This window comes from Limosilactobacillus gastricus PS3, from assembly GCF_000247775.1.
Taxonomy (GTDB): domain Bacteria; phylum Bacillota; class Bacilli; order Lactobacillales; family Lactobacillaceae; genus Limosilactobacillus; species Limosilactobacillus gastricus_A.
The window spans coordinates 14,055-30,914 of the sequence record NZ_AICN01000031.1; the positions used below are offsets into that span (position 1 = coordinate 14,055).

The 16,860-nt window shown below is 41.6% G+C and carries 26 protein-coding genes and 1 pseudogene; all 27 read right to left on the reverse strand.

The features are described from left to right. Positions 1-12: 12 nt before the first annotated feature. The 27 genes and pseudogenes from PS3_RS09785 to PS3_RS04075 all read right to left on the reverse strand — a co-directional run bounded on the left by PS3_RS09785 (position 13) and on the right by PS3_RS04075 (position 16,473). A complete protein-coding gene (locus tag PS3_RS09785) occupies positions 13-357 on the reverse strand; it encodes a hypothetical protein (protein WP_141566735.1) in 345 nt (114 codons plus the stop codon). A gap of 98 nt (positions 358-455) precedes the next feature. Continuing rightward, positions 456-803 (reverse strand): tail assembly chaperone, encoded by a 348-nt coding sequence (locus PS3_RS03955; RefSeq protein WP_040468059.1) that lies wholly within the window; start codon positions 801-803, stop codon positions 456-458. Between the two features lie 71 nt (positions 804-874). Continuing rightward, positions 875-1,507, reverse strand: a complete 633-nt coding sequence (locus PS3_RS03960) for a phage major tail protein, TP901-1 family (protein WP_007122133.1) — start codon at positions 1,505-1,507, stop codon at positions 875-877. Positions 1,508-1,518: 11 nt separating this feature from the next. Further along, on the reverse strand, positions 1,519-1,911 hold the full coding sequence (locus PS3_RS03965; protein ID WP_040468060.1) for a DUF3168 domain-containing protein: 393 nt from the start codon (positions 1,909-1,911) through the stop codon (positions 1,519-1,521). A 10-nt stretch (positions 1,912-1,921) separates the two neighbouring features. After that, positions 1,922-2,287, reverse strand: a complete 366-nt coding sequence (locus tag PS3_RS03970) for an HK97-gp10 family putative phage morphogenesis protein (protein ID WP_040468061.1) — start codon at positions 2,285-2,287, stop codon at positions 1,922-1,924. Then, positions 2,268-2,591: a hypothetical protein gene (locus PS3_RS03975; RefSeq protein WP_040468062.1), complete on the reverse strand. Its 324-nt coding sequence runs from the start codon at positions 2,589-2,591 to the stop codon at positions 2,268-2,270. Before PS3_RS03975 ends, PS3_RS03970 begins: the two co-directional genes overlap by 20 nt. A 5-nt stretch (positions 2,592-2,596) precedes the next feature. Then, positions 2,597-2,947: a phage head-tail connector protein gene (locus tag PS3_RS03980; RefSeq protein ID WP_040468063.1), complete on the reverse strand. Its 351-nt coding sequence runs from the start codon at positions 2,945-2,947 to the stop codon at positions 2,597-2,599. Between the two features lie 14 nt (positions 2,948-2,961). Then, on the reverse strand, positions 2,962-3,918 hold the full coding sequence (locus tag PS3_RS03985; protein ID WP_040468064.1) for a N4-gp56 family major capsid protein: 957 nt from the start codon (positions 3,916-3,918) through the stop codon (positions 2,962-2,964). Between the two features lie 12 nt (positions 3,919-3,930). Continuing rightward, positions 3,931-4,560 carry a DUF4355 domain-containing protein gene (locus PS3_RS03990; RefSeq protein WP_050950822.1) on the reverse strand — a complete coding sequence of 210 codons (630 nt, stop codon included), beginning with the start codon at positions 4,558-4,560 and terminating at the stop codon, positions 3,931-3,933. Between the two features lie 194 nt (positions 4,561-4,754). After that, positions 4,755-5,741, reverse strand: coding sequence for a minor capsid protein (locus tag PS3_RS03995; RefSeq protein WP_007122134.1), 987 nt, complete (start codon positions 5,739-5,741; stop codon positions 4,755-4,757). Further along, a complete protein-coding gene (locus PS3_RS04000) occupies positions 5,713-7,122 on the reverse strand; it encodes a phage portal protein (RefSeq protein WP_040468065.1) in 1,410 nt (469 codons plus the stop codon). The genes PS3_RS03995 and PS3_RS04000 overlap by 29 nt, the downstream gene beginning before the upstream one ends. Positions 7,123-7,131: 9 nt before the next feature. Next, positions 7,132-7,398, reverse strand: coding sequence for a hypothetical protein (locus PS3_RS04005; RefSeq protein ID WP_040468066.1), 267 nt, complete (start codon positions 7,396-7,398; stop codon positions 7,132-7,134). Further along, positions 7,298-7,789, reverse strand: a pseudogene (locus tag PS3_RS10860) (HNH endonuclease); the annotation flags it as partial. The gene PS3_RS04005 and the pseudogene PS3_RS10860, both read right to left, overlap by 101 nt. Before the next feature lie 109 nt (positions 7,790-7,898). Continuing rightward, positions 7,899-9,347 carry a PBSX family phage terminase large subunit gene (locus PS3_RS04010; protein WP_007122136.1) on the reverse strand — a complete coding sequence of 483 codons (1,449 nt, stop codon included), beginning with the start codon at positions 9,345-9,347 and terminating at the stop codon, positions 7,899-7,901. Next, a complete protein-coding gene (locus PS3_RS04015) occupies positions 9,334-9,861 on the reverse strand; it encodes a terminase small subunit (RefSeq protein WP_040468067.1) in 528 nt (175 codons plus the stop codon). The genes PS3_RS04010 and PS3_RS04015 overlap by 14 nt, the downstream gene beginning before the upstream one ends. Before the next feature lie 186 nt (positions 9,862-10,047). Next, a complete protein-coding gene (locus PS3_RS04020; protein ID WP_081478382.1) occupies positions 10,048-10,623 on the reverse strand; it encodes an ArpU family phage packaging/lysis transcriptional regulator in 576 nt (191 codons plus the stop codon). Next, a complete protein-coding gene (locus PS3_RS09790; protein ID WP_050950823.1) occupies positions 10,604-11,080 on the reverse strand; it encodes a DUF1064 domain-containing protein in 477 nt (158 codons plus the stop codon). Before PS3_RS09790 ends, PS3_RS04020 begins: the two co-directional genes overlap by 20 nt. Before the next feature lie 6 nt (positions 11,081-11,086). Next, positions 11,087-11,305: a hypothetical protein gene (locus PS3_RS04030; RefSeq protein ID WP_040468069.1), complete on the reverse strand. Its 219-nt coding sequence runs from the start codon at positions 11,303-11,305 to the stop codon at positions 11,087-11,089. Positions 11,306-11,310: 5 nt separating this feature from the next. Continuing rightward, a complete protein-coding gene (locus tag PS3_RS04035; RefSeq protein ID WP_040468070.1) occupies positions 11,311-11,496 on the reverse strand; it encodes a hypothetical protein in 186 nt (61 codons plus the stop codon). After that, entirely contained in the window at positions 11,493-11,696 is a 204-nt protein-coding gene (locus tag PS3_RS04040; RefSeq protein ID WP_040468071.1) for a hypothetical protein, read from the reverse strand. Before PS3_RS04040 ends, PS3_RS04035 begins: the two co-directional genes overlap by 4 nt. Beyond that, positions 11,689-12,477 carry an AAA family ATPase gene (locus PS3_RS04045; protein WP_007122137.1) on the reverse strand — a complete coding sequence of 263 codons (789 nt, stop codon included), beginning with the start codon at positions 12,475-12,477 and terminating at the stop codon, positions 11,689-11,691. The genes PS3_RS04040 and PS3_RS04045 overlap by 8 nt, the downstream gene beginning before the upstream one ends. Before the next feature lie 9 nt (positions 12,478-12,486). Continuing rightward, positions 12,487-13,221, reverse strand: coding sequence for a conserved phage C-terminal domain-containing protein (locus PS3_RS10605; protein ID WP_050950824.1), 735 nt, complete (start codon positions 13,219-13,221; stop codon positions 12,487-12,489). 4 nt (positions 13,222-13,225) lie between these two features. Next, entirely contained in the window at positions 13,226-13,531 is a 306-nt protein-coding gene (locus PS3_RS04055) for a hypothetical protein (RefSeq protein WP_040468072.1), read from the reverse strand. Continuing rightward, positions 13,491-14,204 (reverse strand): putative HNHc nuclease, encoded by a 714-nt coding sequence (locus tag PS3_RS04060; RefSeq protein WP_040468073.1) that lies wholly within the window; start codon positions 14,202-14,204, stop codon positions 13,491-13,493. The genes PS3_RS04055 and PS3_RS04060 overlap by 41 nt, the downstream gene beginning before the upstream one ends. A 3-nt stretch (positions 14,205-14,207) precedes the next feature. Next, positions 14,208-14,942, reverse strand: coding sequence for a DUF669 domain-containing protein (locus PS3_RS09800; RefSeq protein ID WP_007122138.1), 735 nt, complete (start codon positions 14,940-14,942; stop codon positions 14,208-14,210). A gap of 12 nt (positions 14,943-14,954) precedes the next feature. Next, positions 14,955-15,599, reverse strand: coding sequence for an AAA family ATPase (locus tag PS3_RS04070; RefSeq protein WP_007122139.1), 645 nt, complete (start codon positions 15,597-15,599; stop codon positions 14,955-14,957). A gap of 10 nt (positions 15,600-15,609) precedes the next feature. Continuing rightward, positions 15,610-16,473 (reverse strand): DUF1351 domain-containing protein, encoded by an 864-nt coding sequence (locus PS3_RS04075; RefSeq protein ID WP_040468074.1) that lies wholly within the window; start codon positions 16,471-16,473, stop codon positions 15,610-15,612. Positions 16,474-16,860: the final 387 nt, after the last annotated feature.

Here is a 16,860-nt window from a genome sequence, read left to right on the forward strand (position 1 = left end):
CTTCCTCCTTTCTTATTGTTTTTTCCAAGCTTCCATATCAATCAGGCCACGGCGTTTCAACTCTTCGAATTGCTGCATCCGTTGCCTAAAGACTTCATTGGCCTTTTCGGTATCGGTTGTAGGTTTGCGAAGCATATATTCATCACCATAGGTTTTGTAAATTGCTTGTTCATTGGCCGTTATTCCAACACCTTTGAAAAATTCATCAAGATTATGATATAGCGGTTTAGGATTCTTTCCGCCAGTAGTAGCCTGAATAGCTTGGTTATAGTAAGCGGATATCGCCAGTTTCTTTTTCTGATATAGCTCTCGAATTTGCCAAGCTTCCATCCGAAGAGCGTATTCAGCAAATGTCATCTGATCAACTTCGGTGACAGATGAAAAGCCCAGATAAGCCAGCGAATTTAACAAAATCTCATGATAAGTTTGCTCACTTGTTAAACTCGACCGGCTATCTAGGCCTTGAGGTTTTTTGCTGCTAGTTTAACGGCGTTTGATTTCTTGATTTCGGTTTGAGTTTCTTTGAAAAGCTTAGCAATATCAGTATCTGGATTATCGATGTAATCATAAATTTCATCGATTGATGGCCGCTTCTTGTCAGCGTGCAACGCACAATAAATCACGTCCGCTAATACTGCTGCATCATAGGTTTTCAAACCTGGTAGGACTTTTGTTAAGGCCATACCAAAGTTTTGTTGTTGTCCGTTCGTTCCCATTAAAACGCCTGCGCGTTCATCAAGGTCGCGAACGAAACGTACACCAAAATTTAATTCATGTTCTTCATTATTAATTTTGATAATCATTGTTTTCTCCTTACTTCTAACAGCCGCCGCGTAAGGCAATTGTTTATTTCATAGGCGACTTAAATTACTTATTAATGTGCATCTGGCGAGGAACTAGCTGGCGAAGTCACGCTTGAAGCTGCACTAGCTGGTTCTGAACCAGTGCCCGGATCAGTATCTTTATTCCAGGCCTTTCCATTTCCATCAGTCCCATCATTCTTGGCAGCTCCTTCGATCTTACCAACGCCACGGAAGACGTAAGCAATCTGAGCCCCTATGTCATTTGGTAACGAGGTCCACCCACGTTGTGGTGTGTCAATTACCGTAATGGTAGGATTACGAGTTGCTGCATCATCAGCCTTACCTTCCAGCGGGTTTTCCGTAACATACCCACGCATATAATATGCATAAAACTTATTGTCGGCGTTAACCCGCTTCCGAAAGACAATCCAAAATTCCATTACTTCATTGTTGAAGATGGAATCGTCCAATTGGTCTGCGATCTTCGCCCAGTTAGCAATAAATTCTGCTTCAAGTTCCGTTTCAAGACCTCCTGAGACAGCAACCGTTCCAGATTTAGTCTTGGTTGTATCGCTCTTACGCTTAGGTGAAAGCTTCAAAGATGTTTGATAAGGGATTAACATCCCATCTGTCTTTGATGCTTCGCTAAGCTTCCGAGCAAACAGCAAGGTATCAATTCCTTGCAATGCTTCGATTTCTGACATATTTACTCCTTTCATAGTAACGAGAATACTAGCGTTAAAATTCCGTGATTCAACACTGTATTAGGTACGCTAGTATCCTGGATAAATTGTTTCTGTGTTTGATTAATACGGTTGATGAAACTATAACCTTCAGAGTTATGACACTTTCGTAATCCATTAACAATGGAATCCACCATGTCGCTGACCACAAAACGTTGTTCTTCATCGCCCCATACATGAACTGTGAGTGTGATTAAGCTTCCGACCACCGTTTTCCAACTGTCGTCATTAGAATTGATCTCACCCACTAGCACGAAGGGATAAGGAGCATTTTCATTCTCCATTGGTAAATGGTCATAGGTTTTATATCCTAACCCTTCACAAACCGTATAAACATAATCATAAATTACCTGTTCAGGTGACATTTCATCCCCCTTATTGCATTAATTTTTTCAAATCATTAGCAAACTTAATCGATTGAATTGCAAATGCTGGTTTTAATGTTGGATTGGCAGGCATAAAACGGGTCCCGTATTCAAGGTAAGGGAAATAGTCCGTTCCGGGTGCTACCGTCGCGGTCATTCCAGCTCGGCTCAAGGTCAGTTTCGTACTACCAGCAGTCTTTCCAGTCCAGTTCCCTTTAGTATATGCATTACGCATATTACGTTTAGTAGTAGTCTGCAATTGTGCCCCATTTTTAGCGACAATTGTCTGTACTCTTGTTGCCATTAAAGCGGGTCGTTGACTAATTCTCGCTTGCAATTCTTTAATTCCAGTCATTTCATAACTTAGTGTTGCCATTATCCTCACCTACAATCAGTGTGTAGCCCTTTAAAGGCTTACGATCGGTGGTTAATCGATAGTGTATGTCAGACCCCTCAATCATTAAATAAGACCAAGCCAATGGTGGCTCACTGACCAACCTTATTGTCTTAGCCTTAGCGTTTAGATTTCCGAGCACTTGTACACTTCGATTAGTTCCAACGTCAGTGACATTCCCATAGATCTTAGCAACAATCGAAGATCCACCTTCGTATTGATGAGTCTTAGGATTGTATTTGCGATCAGAGGATGAATAGAAAATTATACGTTGATCAAATCGCATTCGCTTCACCTCGCCACAAACGGATCAATCGTCTTCAGTACGCCTTTCCCAATACTATTTTTGTAATCATCAATGTAGCCTTGGTAATCATCAAAATCATTGGAATTAAAGGAAATTGATTCACCTTCTTGCGTATATGAGGACATTCCCTCGTTTTTAAGCCGATTGAACCGCTTAACAGCAACTTCCAGGACAATGAAACCGAATTGATCTGGAATAACTCCATTAGGCCCAATTCCTAGCTTAAGCCGCAATTGTAATTCAGTGTTCTGACTAATCAACGTCAATAACTTATCCTGAGCGGTATCATCCTCATCCATTCCCAGCATGATTTTTAAATTTGTTAAATTAGTCATAAGTCACCTCTTGCCTAATGACCTGATGTGGCAGAAAGAGAGCCTGATGTTGTCTTCTTTTGTCGACCAATCCGCTTTGATCCCTCCACATTAGTAGGTTCGGTTGCAACAGCTTGGTTCTTTGGAGCACCAGTAGTAGCACCAGTTGCATCCAAGCCATCAAACGTAACCTTAACAACCTTTTGGTCATTGTAAAGGTATGGGGCCACTAATGCTGTTGCATAGATGTTAGTCTTCCGTTCGCCAGGCTTGTATTCAGTTTCAATAGTCGCATCTTTTTTCCGCATAAGCTTAATAGCAGGCTTGCCATCATCAACACTCGTGTCAACAAGGTAAGCTTCATTGTGGTTAAGTTTGCGTGAACGGATGATTGTTACACCTAAGATTTCCCCATAGGCACCACTGACGATATTGTCGCCCAGTTGAGATGCGGAAACAAAATCCTTACCAGCTTCAATCCGGAGCTTTCCAGCGGCTTGTGGAGAAGCCACCAAAACAAGTGAATTAACGTCACCTTCGTAGTTAAACGAATCTAGGGCCGTTTGCAACCCTTCCACTGAAACCGGAACACTAGCGGATAACACTGCATTTGCTAAGACAGAATGAATGTCATTATCAATCTTATTATCGATTGCCGTTTGTAGTTGTTTTCCAGCTTCGCCAACAGGGTCTCCATAACCAATGGCAAGTGCATTGTTAGTGATTGATACCCCTTGACCAATTTCTTTAACCGTGGCTTGCTTAGTGCCGTAACTCAATGCATTAGGGTCAATCGCCGTATTTTCGTCAAGGTCTACTGCATCACCAATGTAGTTGAATGCAGGGAACTCTACTGTTGAACCTGCCCGGTCAACCAATGTTGTGTCATCTTGTACTAAAGGGCGGAACTTCATCCCCGCAGTCAGACTAGCTGACACCATGTCCCCTAAAACCTGAGGATCTAAAACTTTTGTTGAATCTGTTGTTGCCATTTATTTTACCTCCTAATATTTTGCCAACTTAGCATATAAATCAGGGTCCTTCACCTTCAAATTAACCTTTTCGGCATAAGTTAACTTGTCGAACTCAGCTTTAGTAAGCTCTTTCTTACTTCCTCCAAGATTATGAGGTGTTGTACCCTTAGTTAGTTCATTCCGTGTCTCTTCCTTCACTCTTTCAACGAGTTTAAGAAGGACGTTTGCATTCTCTTGTGTTGATTCCGCGTTATCAGTCACAATTAATGCTAATTCATCGTCTGACACATTAGAGAGACCCTTATCATTAAGGATTGAACGTGCTGTATCACGCATCTCATAACGAGCAATCTGACTTTCAAGTTCCTTCTCATGAGCTTGTGACTTCTCTAATTCAAATTGTCGCTTTTCATCAGCACTCATTTTTGCCAGCTTCTTAGCTTCGTCAATCTGTGCCTTTGAGCGTTCGCGCTCTTGAGCTCTAGTTTTAGCGACAATCTTGTTCACTTCCTCTTGAGTAAGTAATTTTTCACCCTTGTTGTCTTGACTTTGATCTTGCCTCGATTCTTCAGGATGTTCATTACTGGATTCTTGATGATCTGTCTCAGTCGATGATTGAGAAACCTCGGTAGTAACAGTTGCGTTGCTTTCTTCAGCCATAAAATTACCTCGTTTATAGTCCGGTAGACTTTGATTTCCACGGTTCAGTTTATCGTCTCGACCGAGTAAACAGACAAACCGAGCTTGTTCTTTAACGCCAGCAAACAAGTCAAAATGGCATAATAAAAGCGGCTACCTTCCGATAGTCGCTTAAATCAGCGGAGCAAAATTCTTGATGTGTTCGCTCCGCCTATTTATTGCGCCAGATTCTCCAGAGACAGCCTCTCAACCCAGTAAGCAGACAGTACGCAGCGGCAATTAGGGTGAGCTGGTAAGAACGGTACATCGTCAACAAGATAAACTCCCTTGCCCCATCCATTGTCCTTATTTGCAATTTGTTTACATTCGGCACACGCCCTTGGTTCATCAATCCAGATACAGTACTTAAAACCATTTCCCTTCATGCTTAGAATTTCGGCTTGAGCTTGAACTCTGGAAGATTCAGTGCGTGCAAGACGTTCGGTAACATAGCGCTGGTTATCGACCGTTGACTTTAACTGATCACGCAAATTCCGAGCTACCCGTTGATTAGACTGCCCTTGTATAATTCCATTAGCAATTACCTGATCTAGTTTGGATTTCAGCACATCTTGATCGACCCATAAACGTTGACTAAAAGTAGCTCCTTTAGTTTGAGCAAGTATAATCTGAGCAGTAATTGATGAAGAAGATAGTTTACCTACGCTCTCGCCCATGATCCCAGATTGACGTTTGATTTCTTTCTGGTAGTCAGCTGACAATTTGTCACGAAGATCAGCATCAACATTCAACCCTAGTTGAACCATTTCGAGACCAATATTTGATTTTATCCACTCCAGCCGATTAATCCGCATGGTGGCATTGTAAATCTTTAAATGATTATTGATTTGCTTATCATAATCACCATATTGTACCTTTTGACCGGCTTTGAGGCGCTTTTGAGCTTCTAGGACAATCGATTTTGCCTTCGTTTCATAAGATCTAACGTCGGCTTCGGTCACCTTACCAGTCGCCTTATCGGTAATTAGATCAGTATTAGCTTTAATCATCTCATCGATATTATTTATTGCTTGATCATAATATACCTGAAGTTGCCGGTTAAAAGCCTCGTCATTAGATAGATTTTCTTTAATCCATTCTTCTTCCTTAGCCCTGCGTTGCTCCCAATAAGAACTAGTTTGCTGGTTTATCTTCTTGACCATTCAATCCACCACTTTGATTAGTAATTAGATCTGTTGCACTTGCCGATGTCTTTACAGCTGTCAAAGCTTTGTCAATTCCTTCATCCTTCATCCGCTGCATTTCCGTTTTAGGATCATCAACGAATGATAAAGTGGAGAGTTGAGTTTCTTGAGAAACAATTCCATCTAGTTTTTGTGCGGTATCAGCCTCATTAGCTAGATCTTCTGGAACATTACGATAAAACTTAAAGGTCAAATCACGCATCAATGAGTCTTTGTCGGCAGTTCCAATAATCTGTCCTAGTGATAGAAGCGTTGATAAGAATTTTCTCAATGCAATTGTAAATTTGCGTTCCTCATTAAGAGCCTGATTCTGCATCGGCAATAACTTATACTTAATGGCAACCCCGCTGGTGTTCCCACTAAAGACCTTATCATTTAGATTAGCTACCATTGCCGTTTGGAAAATATCATCCTTGATACGATTCAACAGATTCTCCTGTGTTCCATCGTTATCGGGTTTAGATACAAAGTCAATCACACCATCCTTACTATCAGGATCTTCAGCAACCAGGACCCGGTTTTTAAGATCAATGATTGGCTGTCCAGTCTCATCGTGTTCAAACGGAATCCCAAGTATTTTAAGCAAGGCGTTATCAAAATACTCATTCTGATTAACCTTTTGACTCAAGGCCTCGTCATAGGTTTCTACTAAAGATTTCACCTTATCAATTAATGATAGACGTTCAACGTTAGCATATAGTTCGACAGCAGGCACCTCACCAAACAAATGATTGTGGCGATCCGTAATGCGATCATCCTCAAATTCAATAACTTCACTGTCTGTGTAAAGTTCACCAATCCGTTTGTTGTTATAGACGTTGTACCTAACAAATCCGATAGGCTTATTCTTAACTGATGTCGAGTAAACCAAAAAACCGTTTGTTGGCTCAACACTGATGGTATTAGTTCTAGATTCTTCATCCTGAAATCCCAATAAATACGAACGCCCATAGATGCTAATCTGCTTAGAACATTCAGTTAAGATATCAAGCAGGCTTGATTCATTGAGCCAATCTTGAAGACGATCATTAGTTGTGGTTTCATCTAACGAAATAGTTGGCTTCCGCCCCATGAAATAACCGGAATATGTGTCAACGACGTACGCCCCCCAGTTACTTACTAGCCGGTTATCTGGCCGCCAGCTATCAGGGTCAACAGCTTTCCTTAGGATCGCGTGTTGTCCAGCATAGATATCATAATTGGATTCGTAATGATTAACCCGATTATCTTGTTCAATGTAGAATGGCCTTAAATCTGGCACATCAATTTGATCACCATTAAACAAATAAACACCTTGCTTTGTCACAAAATGTTTATCTCCTAAAACTTTTGCTTCCATAGTGTGCTCCTAAATATACTTATTCTTGTAAATCTTAGCCTGGCTTTTAGTGTGCTGATTTAGTAATGCATACCTCATGCTATCCATACAATTATGCACAATAAAACCACCATTAACCGCAAAGTTATGGTGGTTTTTTACTTCTATGTTGTAAACGTCTTCATACCCGTCAAATTCAATTTTCATTACTTTTGTCGAGCCAATATGCTTTCCTTGCACATGACCTCGAACAAAATTTTGTTTTTTTGTACTTGTTGGCGATGAATCCTTTACCACAAAAATCACACTCCCTTTTCACGTCATCTAAATGTTTTTCCCTGCGCCAAGCTGACTTGCACTTTCCGGAACAGAATTTTCCTTGAACATTCTTGGCGACGTATTCTTTGCCGCATTTAGCACATTTAACCATATGTTCAACATGAAATCGATCTTTCATTTCTTGATAATGTTCTAAGTGCCATTTGTGCCCATCTTTACTTTTGTGCCATTTCACTGCGCTTTCAATACCTTTTTCTCGAACTTCTTTGACCCACTCGGGATGTTCTTTGATACGTTTTAAGAAGTGATATGTTTCGTGGTCATGAGCACTAATAGCAATAAGGTTATTAATGTCGTTGTTGTCTTTATTGCCGTCGATATGATGAACATGGAACCCTTTAGGAACTGGCCCGTTGTATTTCTGTCAGACATAATTGTGCAATCTTGGACGACTACCATTAATGATACGGCTACACAGGTAATACCCAGTTCTTGAGTCTTTTACAAATTTATATCCATCAACGCTTACTGTTCTGTATTCTAACGATTCTGTCATCACTAGTTAGCTCCCCTATGGTCTTCCAACCGTTAGTAGTATAGACTTTATGATCGTCTGTACCCCTTATAATTGTACCATCTTCGAGCGTAACTTTGTAAATTTTAGCGTTATGCCTTGTACACCGAGCATCACTAAATCTTGATTGAGTTGGAACATTCGTAGCCGTGTCAATGCAATTAACCATCCCAGTTTTCCCTATTAAATCCTTGATCGGTCTGTAGCCATCTGCTGTCCATACCTGTGTATCCCCAGTTAAACAGTGGTCATGTTCTTTAACCGGTTGTCCAGTTTTCTCATCCCAAATGTAATTGTAAAGTTCATCTAGGATCTGATCATAGCCTTGCGAATTAATAAAGAATCGGCCCTGCTTCATCAAAGAAGCAACATACTCTATGCCAGGCAGGATTGACTTATTAGCGTTAACTGTATGAATCCCAGCTTTGATAAAAGCTGATACGTTGTCAGGCCTTGCTGAATCCGCAAAGAATACTAAACGCTTGCCATAATCTGCTTGTAGCTGTTTGGCCTGATTAATCCACCAATCAATGAATTGGTGTTTAGCATTAATCTCCTTGATTAACACGGAATTACCATAATCATCATCTCCCCAGAGAGTGATAACCCCATTGTGTTCATATCCCCAGTCAACGCCACAGTAGTAAGTCAAGCCATCAGGGATCTGGTCAGGGCCAATCACCATCTTAGATTTATCAAAGTCGCTATATACGACCCCATCACCAGATACCCAAAGGCCCTTGATCATGCGATCGTAGAACATACCAGACGGTGTACTAGCTTTCAGTCGACTAACATAGTCTTGATCAAGTCTAGTATTGTCATCAATCGTGAAGTTGTAGTACAGCAGCTTAGTCTCTGGATCGTCATTGTCAATATAGTTCACCTTAAGCCAATGCTGCGGGTTATTGGGATTGGTATCACAGATAATATGCGATCCTCTAACCGAACATCGGTTGACGATTTCTTGAAAGGCTTCTGGCGTTGATAGTGAAGCTTCATTGATATATGCACTATACGAAGTCATACCACGAATAGCGCTCATCCCACGAGCATTGCCAGTATAGGCCGGAACAATGTCGACATTGTACAGATGATAGTGTCCGTGCTTATCAGGTTTTAGCTCAAGTCCCATTTGGTTCTCAATCGATGAGATCACGTTATTGTAGATTGTATTCGATGAGTAACCAGCTAGGATAACCTGCGGATGCTTGTCTCCTCGTTGTTTAGCTAGTTTACTAACTCGTTTAAGCTCCATGATAAACAGCCAGTTATCAACAAAAGTCTTACCTGACCGCACAGCGCCAGAAAGAATCATCATTCCGAAATCTTTAGTTAGGTAATCTTTAACGACTTCTAACTGCTTCTTGTTGAAATAATCATTCAGAGCCATTACTACCAACTCCACTTATCTTATCAATCACTGCATCTAAAACCTGTTCAACGTCTGCACCATTATCTTTTAGCATCCGGGCTTTTAACTCACTAATTTCGGCCTCAGCCTTCATCTTGCGGATTTGTAGAGCCATAAGCTCGTCCGATTGTGGAAATCGTTTAACAATCTCCTTCCAGGCAGCCAGACGAGTTGGCATTTTGGGTGGTGAGGCAGTTATCTCTTTCTGACCGGTAACTGGATTAATTATCTCGCTCTCTTCCAGTTCAGTTCCACGAGCTATTGCCGTAATACCTTGTAATGCCTCTGTCAAATCAGCTATCTTGCTATCTTCAATCTGCTTTACTCGCTTAGTAATATACTTTTTGACGTTAGCATTCGTTAGCAACCGGCTTGCATTCGCTCTTGCACTGCCATTCTTAACAGTATAGCCAGCTTTAATGTATGCTTCAGTGGCATTACCACTCTCAATGTATAGATCGGCAAAACGTTTTTGCTTTTCGGTTAATTTCAACTGGTAATCACCACCTTTCACAAACTAAAAAAGCCAGCGCTAGGCTGACTTACATTAACCATGATCGTATCTTTAGCAACATCTTCATCCGTCAAGTGTTTCTCTTATTTATCTTCTTCTGACCTTTCCGCCAGCCAAAACGATTAATCATGCTGATAGTTTAATGCTAATCCTTCAACAATATCATTATACTTCATGCAGTCTTCGGTGATCGTCCGCTTTTTGTCCGCTTTTTCTTCGGTGATCGTCCGCTTTTTGTCCGCTTTTTCTTCGGTGATTGTCCGGTAATTTTCCGGTAATCAAATTAGGCAACTCTGCGTCTTCCACCGCCGACCAGAATTCTAAACGCTCGGCAAACTCACATAGGGCGGCACTGCGGTGCTTGTAATACTGCGTAGATTCAAAACCTAGCTGTTGCATCACGTGGATATCCGCTTGTTCTTCGAGATAGCGCTTGATTAACAGATCCGCATTATCGGCTTTGCAGTTATAGATTGCCTTGCGGATTGTCTCAACGTTGTGTCGAGCTACTAAAATCCGCATTAGCTTCTCTTCTTGGCTATTACTGATTGACCTGCCTTTCGGCTGTTGATCCCATTGTGGGCTCTGTAGGTCACCCTTGCTGGCGCCACATTGATTTAACCATCGTTCGAAATCATTTGTTAGAAACTTGTGGGCTCGATCTGCTGTAGCTTTACGATTAAATGCCAGGCTTGGATCAATTGTTAGTTGTTCGATAATGCTACCTCCCAATAATTTCACTTACATCATAATCAGTACTAGTGAACTCAAATACGCCAATTGGCTTGGTAGTACAGATAATTGTCATTCGGTAATTGTGGGCATACGGGCAGACAATCTCAACTGGCCAATTATATCGGCGTTGAAAATCGTCAATGCTCTTCTTCATTGATCCATCAATATGGACTTTTGCACTAGACCTCCTCTTATTTCGATTTTTAGGGGTGATAGCGGCTTTTACATCATAGATGTGGATAATTTGCCCTTTATCATCTAAAACGGCAAAATCAGGCGAATATGAGCGTTTCCGACAGGTATACCCGCCAAGCGTGTAATTATCTCTAACCACATATGACGGATGGATCAACACCCGATCCCCCAAACGCTCTAGATAGTGTTGGTAAAATTTAAGTTCGAGCTTGGAATCAAACTTGATTCCGTGATACTCAACCTTGCTATCTTGCTTATAATCTGCCATAATATTTTACTCATCTTCGTAGATTAGATTCTTGCCACAGAGCGGGCAATATCTAAACTTGAACGTATCTTCAAGCGACTCTTCTAGCCATTCCATTTCACCCTTATTGTTGATATACAAATCAACATCTCCATCGTCTGATAACAGTAACTGATACTGTCCTTCACAGCTTTCAAGTGATTCAATCTCATCACAAAACGGGCACAGTGGCATTTTTAAATTCATTCCCATCACCTCCGAATTCTGCCGGCAATCATTTCAACTAAGACCGCAATGGCTAGCAATAGTAGCATCCCTAGCACAATCTCAAAGCCTTTGGATAATACCAGCCAAATCACTGTGATTGACATCAACAGACAGGCTAAACAACAAATCATAATAATCATGTCAATAATCCAGTTAATTATTTTAATCATCCGTCAACTCTCCCTAGATAGATCCCGTGGGCTCTTAGCCCTGTGTTAAAATCTTCGAGTTCATCATCCTTTGCTAACCAGAACTTGCCGTTCACATCTTCGATCACGTTTTGCCCTGGTTCGCACTTTGATGGGATGACGGTCACGAATCCACGTTCTTGTGAGAATCTGACGCGCTCCCAATTAATCTGATTATCCATTCCGCACATCCTTTGCTTTTGTAAAATCAATAACGTGTTGTGGATTCTTGGTAACAATTCGGCTAATTAGCTTCGGATCGTACATCCTAAGTAACTCGTTGCTTGTGTTGTTGGTTGTGATGATCGTTGACCCGGTCGGTTGGTTGTTTTGCAAATCGATTCGAGCGTTGCTAGCGCGGTAAAGCCAATCTTGCATGTCCCGCCGAACTCTCAACTCATCGCTATTTTGACCGCCTTCTGTACCAAAATCATCCAAAACCAGTACATCAACCGGCTTACGATACCAACTTCCGTCTCCAGACCTAATACCGGTTATCGCTTTGTAAAGCTCGTTGAGTTGCTCTCTAGATTCCGGATATTGATAAGACCGGCTAATCAGGTTAGCTAACTCAACCGTGTTGATAAATAACCAGCTCTTGTCGCTATCCTTGCTAACCTTGTCGATCATGGCTAGAGCTAGGCTTGTCTTGCCTGTCCCCCGGTTGCCAAATAGATTGACGTTGATAGGCTCTTGCTCCATCTTTTTGGCAAGCATGTAAGCTTGATTACCGATGTCAGCTCCGAGTTGGCTATCTGGTTGTCGGTTAGGATTCCAATCGTTAAAACTAAAATGTAATTGTTGGCCACCGCTCCACAGGCTTTGTTGCTCGATCTGATCCTTTAGCTTGTCAGTCCACATCTTTCCCCACGACCGCTCAATTCCGTTGATTCGGGTTTTTACTCGTTCGATTTCTTCGGCAGTCAGTGGTTGTTGTGGTTGGTTGATTGCTACCTTGTCCATAATCGTCTCCTAAAAATAACTGTAATCTGAGTTATCTACTGGTCTCCGTTGTCGCTGTGGTTCAGCGTTAAGATAGCCTTCAAACTTAGTTCCAAACAACGTCTCCGGTCGTAGATACCGTTCCATCTTCGGATCACCCTTCCAGTTTGCACACTGGTGGTCAATCACGGCTTTAAAATCGTCAATCGTAAAGCCTTCCTTGACTCTTGCTTTAATCAATGTTCTTGTTTTAGTTGTTGTTGATCGGTAGTGATTACCAGATTGTTGGTTAAGGTAATCAACGATGGCCGCATAGTCGATCTTCGGCTTGTCCGAAATCGACATTATCTTATTAATACTTGTAGTATTAACTCTTGTACTATTATCCTTAACGTCTGCGTTAATACCCCCCTTAACGTCTGCGTTAATACCCCCCTTAACGTCTGCGTTAATACCCCCCTTAACGTCTGCGTTAATAGGGTTGGATATTGGATATAGTTTCCGTTGCTTGATCTCCTTGCCATCATAGATAAGCTCTGACCTTAGATAACCTAGCTTGATTAACAGGTTGATCCACTTACTAATGGTTGGTACCGGTCGATCGTACAGCTTGGCAAAATATGAGTTACTTGCTGTGCAATAACCCCATTTATTCGATAATGCCGTAATTTCTGAATACAAGACTTTACAGTCCGCCATCCGCTTTAATCGTGGATCGTAGCGGACATCAGCGGTTAATATTGAATAGTAACTTGGCTGTTCCATCTCATCACCTCCCAACTTCACATCTCATGTAAGCTAGCATTGTCTTCTCCATTTCTTGCCGTTGTGATGACAGCGACGCTAGATAGCGGTTCATTTCTTCGTTATTTTCGATGATGAAGTAGCCATAAGGCTTATGCCGATTAGAGCCGATTGGCACGCCCTTTTCAGCTAACGGCCGTTTCATCTTCTTGATTTCCCGTGTGTCAATTCCTGTCAGTTTCTCGATCTCTGATCCAGTGATTGGATTGTCACTACCGACGTGTAACACTTCAATCAGTCGTTTCTCTTGGCTCGTGTAAGTTTGTTTCATAAGCTCCTTCCACCCCGATTCGTTTTAATGTTGCTTGATCAACCTTGATCCCTAGATTCGTGATTTTGTATTTGTGACAAAAAGCTGTATTGCCGATCTGGTGCCATTCCGTATGGTGCTCTCGGCACAATGCACACAAGCGATGTTGTGTGTGGTCAACCTTGGTTCGATCACGCCCCATCCCCACTTCGTCAACATGGTTAATATCAGCGTGGCGACCACAGATTAAACACTTACGATGTTTGATGCACTGGTATTGGAACTGATTCTCATCTCGTGGCAAGAGTTCGTAACCAACCTTGACCGGAACATCAAATTCAAAGATGAAGTCCACTACATCATCAATCAGTACACTAGCGTCGCTCTTACTACACCCGCCATTATCGGCTAGACTGATAACTTTGCCGTTCGTCCTAACCGTGTAGCGGGCATAAAACCATTCTTTAAGAAACTCTTGTGGTTGCCCACTCCAGTTATATATGTCGTTGAGTAGTGCAAAGAACAAGGCTCTTTGCTTCGGACTAACTGCTCGTGGGTCAACAATCTCAAACCTTACTGGTACATCACCAGTCCGGCCGTCTACCAATTCAACATAATCAAGGTTGATCGGCTTATCTGTTTTGACCAGCCACGCTCCTTTGTCCTCTAGCCACCATGCTTTAGCACTTGCCATAGGCTAGAATGGAGCGTCTTTGACTTGATCACCAAAAGGCAGGCTGTCAGTGTCAATAGGTTGATCCTTGAATAGATCTTTGAATAATTGGGGTTGACCAGCGAGCGGGTCGTTATTAGCCCAATTTTTCCCGTTTAAGCCGCTTTGATTTGAGCTTTGATTATTTCCCCATTGGTTATTTAAATTCCCTTGTGGGCCATTCTGTGGTGAATTAGCAGGGTTGTTAAAATTGCCACCGCCAAAGTTGCCACTGTAACTGCCATTACCAGAATTAAAATTATCCGTACCAGTGTCAGGTGACTTTTGACCGTTCGGTTTGGATCCATCTTGTAGCACTGAATTATGTTGCTTAACACGCAAGTTGTAGTAGCCGTTGTTCCCTTGTTCCCATTCAACTTTGATTGACATAGTCTTGCCGACCAAAAGATTCAAAAGTTGTTGCATAGTGTCCACTTGGACTCCATCTTGCAAGCCGGTTGCTTTAAGCAAAGTGTTAAACCGCTTGACGCTTTGTGCGTGCGATTCTTGATCGTAATCAACCCAAGTTTGGTTATCGTAGCGAATTTGACCTCCTTGGTATTTGCCATCAATAACCTCATAATTCAAAGTAATCATTGGATTACCATTGGCCTTGGTTTTAGTGAGTGTAGAAGTGGATAGTACCTTGACGTTGTAATTACCAGCTTCTTCTACTCGTGCTCCTGAAAAAACATCGTTTGAATTAGTTGTAAATAACATGATTAATATCTCCTATTTTTGTTGTAGTAGTTCTTCAGCTTTGATTAATTTGCGATCGTCGATTCGGTTCTTTGCGTGATTACCTTGTTCAGGGTCAAGGTCAATCATCCGTTGACCATCTTGCATATAGATTCGGCCAACAACATCAAACATGCTTGTTAAAGCGTTAAACGTCTTAACGTTCATATCAGCTTCATAGCGTCCGTTAATCACATCTGCTCCCTTGTCGATTGAGTGAGCGGTTACATAAACGGTGACGTTGACGTTACGCAAGTAACTTCCTAAATCCCGAAACCATAGTTGTAGCTTTTGATAATTCTGCCGGCCATCCTTGCTTTGCCCGTCAATATTTTCCAATACGTAGTTTTGAAGAGCCGTGACGTTATCCAAACAGATCGACTGATAGCGTCCTGACGAGATTGCTCTTGTCAGAAAGTTATCTAACACACTTTGAATACGTGGCTTTTCAGATTCATCAAGAATAGCGACGTCGATTGATTCGTCGCCTTGTAGCGGATTGGTTGACATATCAAAGCTAATCAGTAGTTTTTTTCCGGGAAACTGCTTAAACAGGCTTGTTTTACCAGTTCCGCCGTCGCCGTAGACAAAGTACATGTGTTGTCGATCAGGGATTTTCCCAGATTCATAAAATCTCATCTATGTTCTCCTAGTTAATCTTCTTGTATTGAATTCCGACATTGTCGATAAATTGGCGTAAGGCTTTTAGCTGGTCTAGTGTCCCAGTTAGCTCCAATGTGGTCGTAAGCAAATTCTTAGTTTCACCTGTGGATTCATCAATAGCTTTCTTATTGCTAACCGCTTTGAACCTTGCTAACACCTCTTGATGTTTCTTCTTCTCGTCTTCAATGCGCTTTAAATCGTTGTGCATGGTGTTAATTGGACTGTTGACGTCTTTGACAAGCAAACCATCGTATGTGTTAATGTACGGCTGTGGATCTAGTCCTAGTGAATCTGCCTCTTGTGTAATAAGTCGGTAAGCGAGTTCGTCATTGCGTAGCTGTTGCTCGATCAATCCGAAGTCTTCAACGATTTTGCGTTCAAGCTCTAACTTGCTTTGCCTTTTCGTGATATATCGTTTTTCATCAATCACAAAGCGGTCAAACACTTCCTGTGGTTCATCTCGTTCGCTTGCTAGTTGGTTGACGAGTCCTCGCACCATCTCACGGCGTGATTCGAGTTCTTGCTCGGCAAAGTAATTGATCTGCTCTTGGAGATGGTCGTTAGCTTGTTTGAGTTGTTTTTCATAACTCATCACTTGTTTTTCGTAAGTATTGAATTGCCCTAACAGGTCTTTTTTGATCTGCTTACGAACATCGCTAATCTGCTTAATCTGCTTATTAATTTCGCTATGCTGTTTTTTAGCACTCTTAACCGTCCCATCGGTTACGACTAGGCTTTCGGCCTGGTCGATGATTGGTTTAATAAGCTCGTTAAAAATTGTTTCGTCATTGTTGACTACCGATATAACGTAGTCGTTGATTGTTTGATCTGGTTGCTTGATTAAATCCATGTGCTACTTCTCCTAACTGTGAATTGATTTTTTCCCCATGAACTACTGTGTGTAGTTTCATAAACTCGTCAATATCACCTTTTTTAAAACGCTTGATTGTATCGCTAATTTAAATATAAGGTAGCCCTACATTCACAAAGTTATACAACGTTTCATAGCTTTGGATTCCCAAATATTTCATTACCTGTTGTCCATTCATGTATTCGGACATGATTGTGTTTTTTTGATTTTTCATGTTATAATTACCTCGATAATTTCTACTTGATTTTCATTTGCCCTGGCCACGTGCTAGGGCTTTTTTGCTGCGACAATGCTGGTTGCCACAATGCAACCAACGTCAATAATTAGCAGGATAAATGTGACCATGTTTGACCACCAGCTAATAAT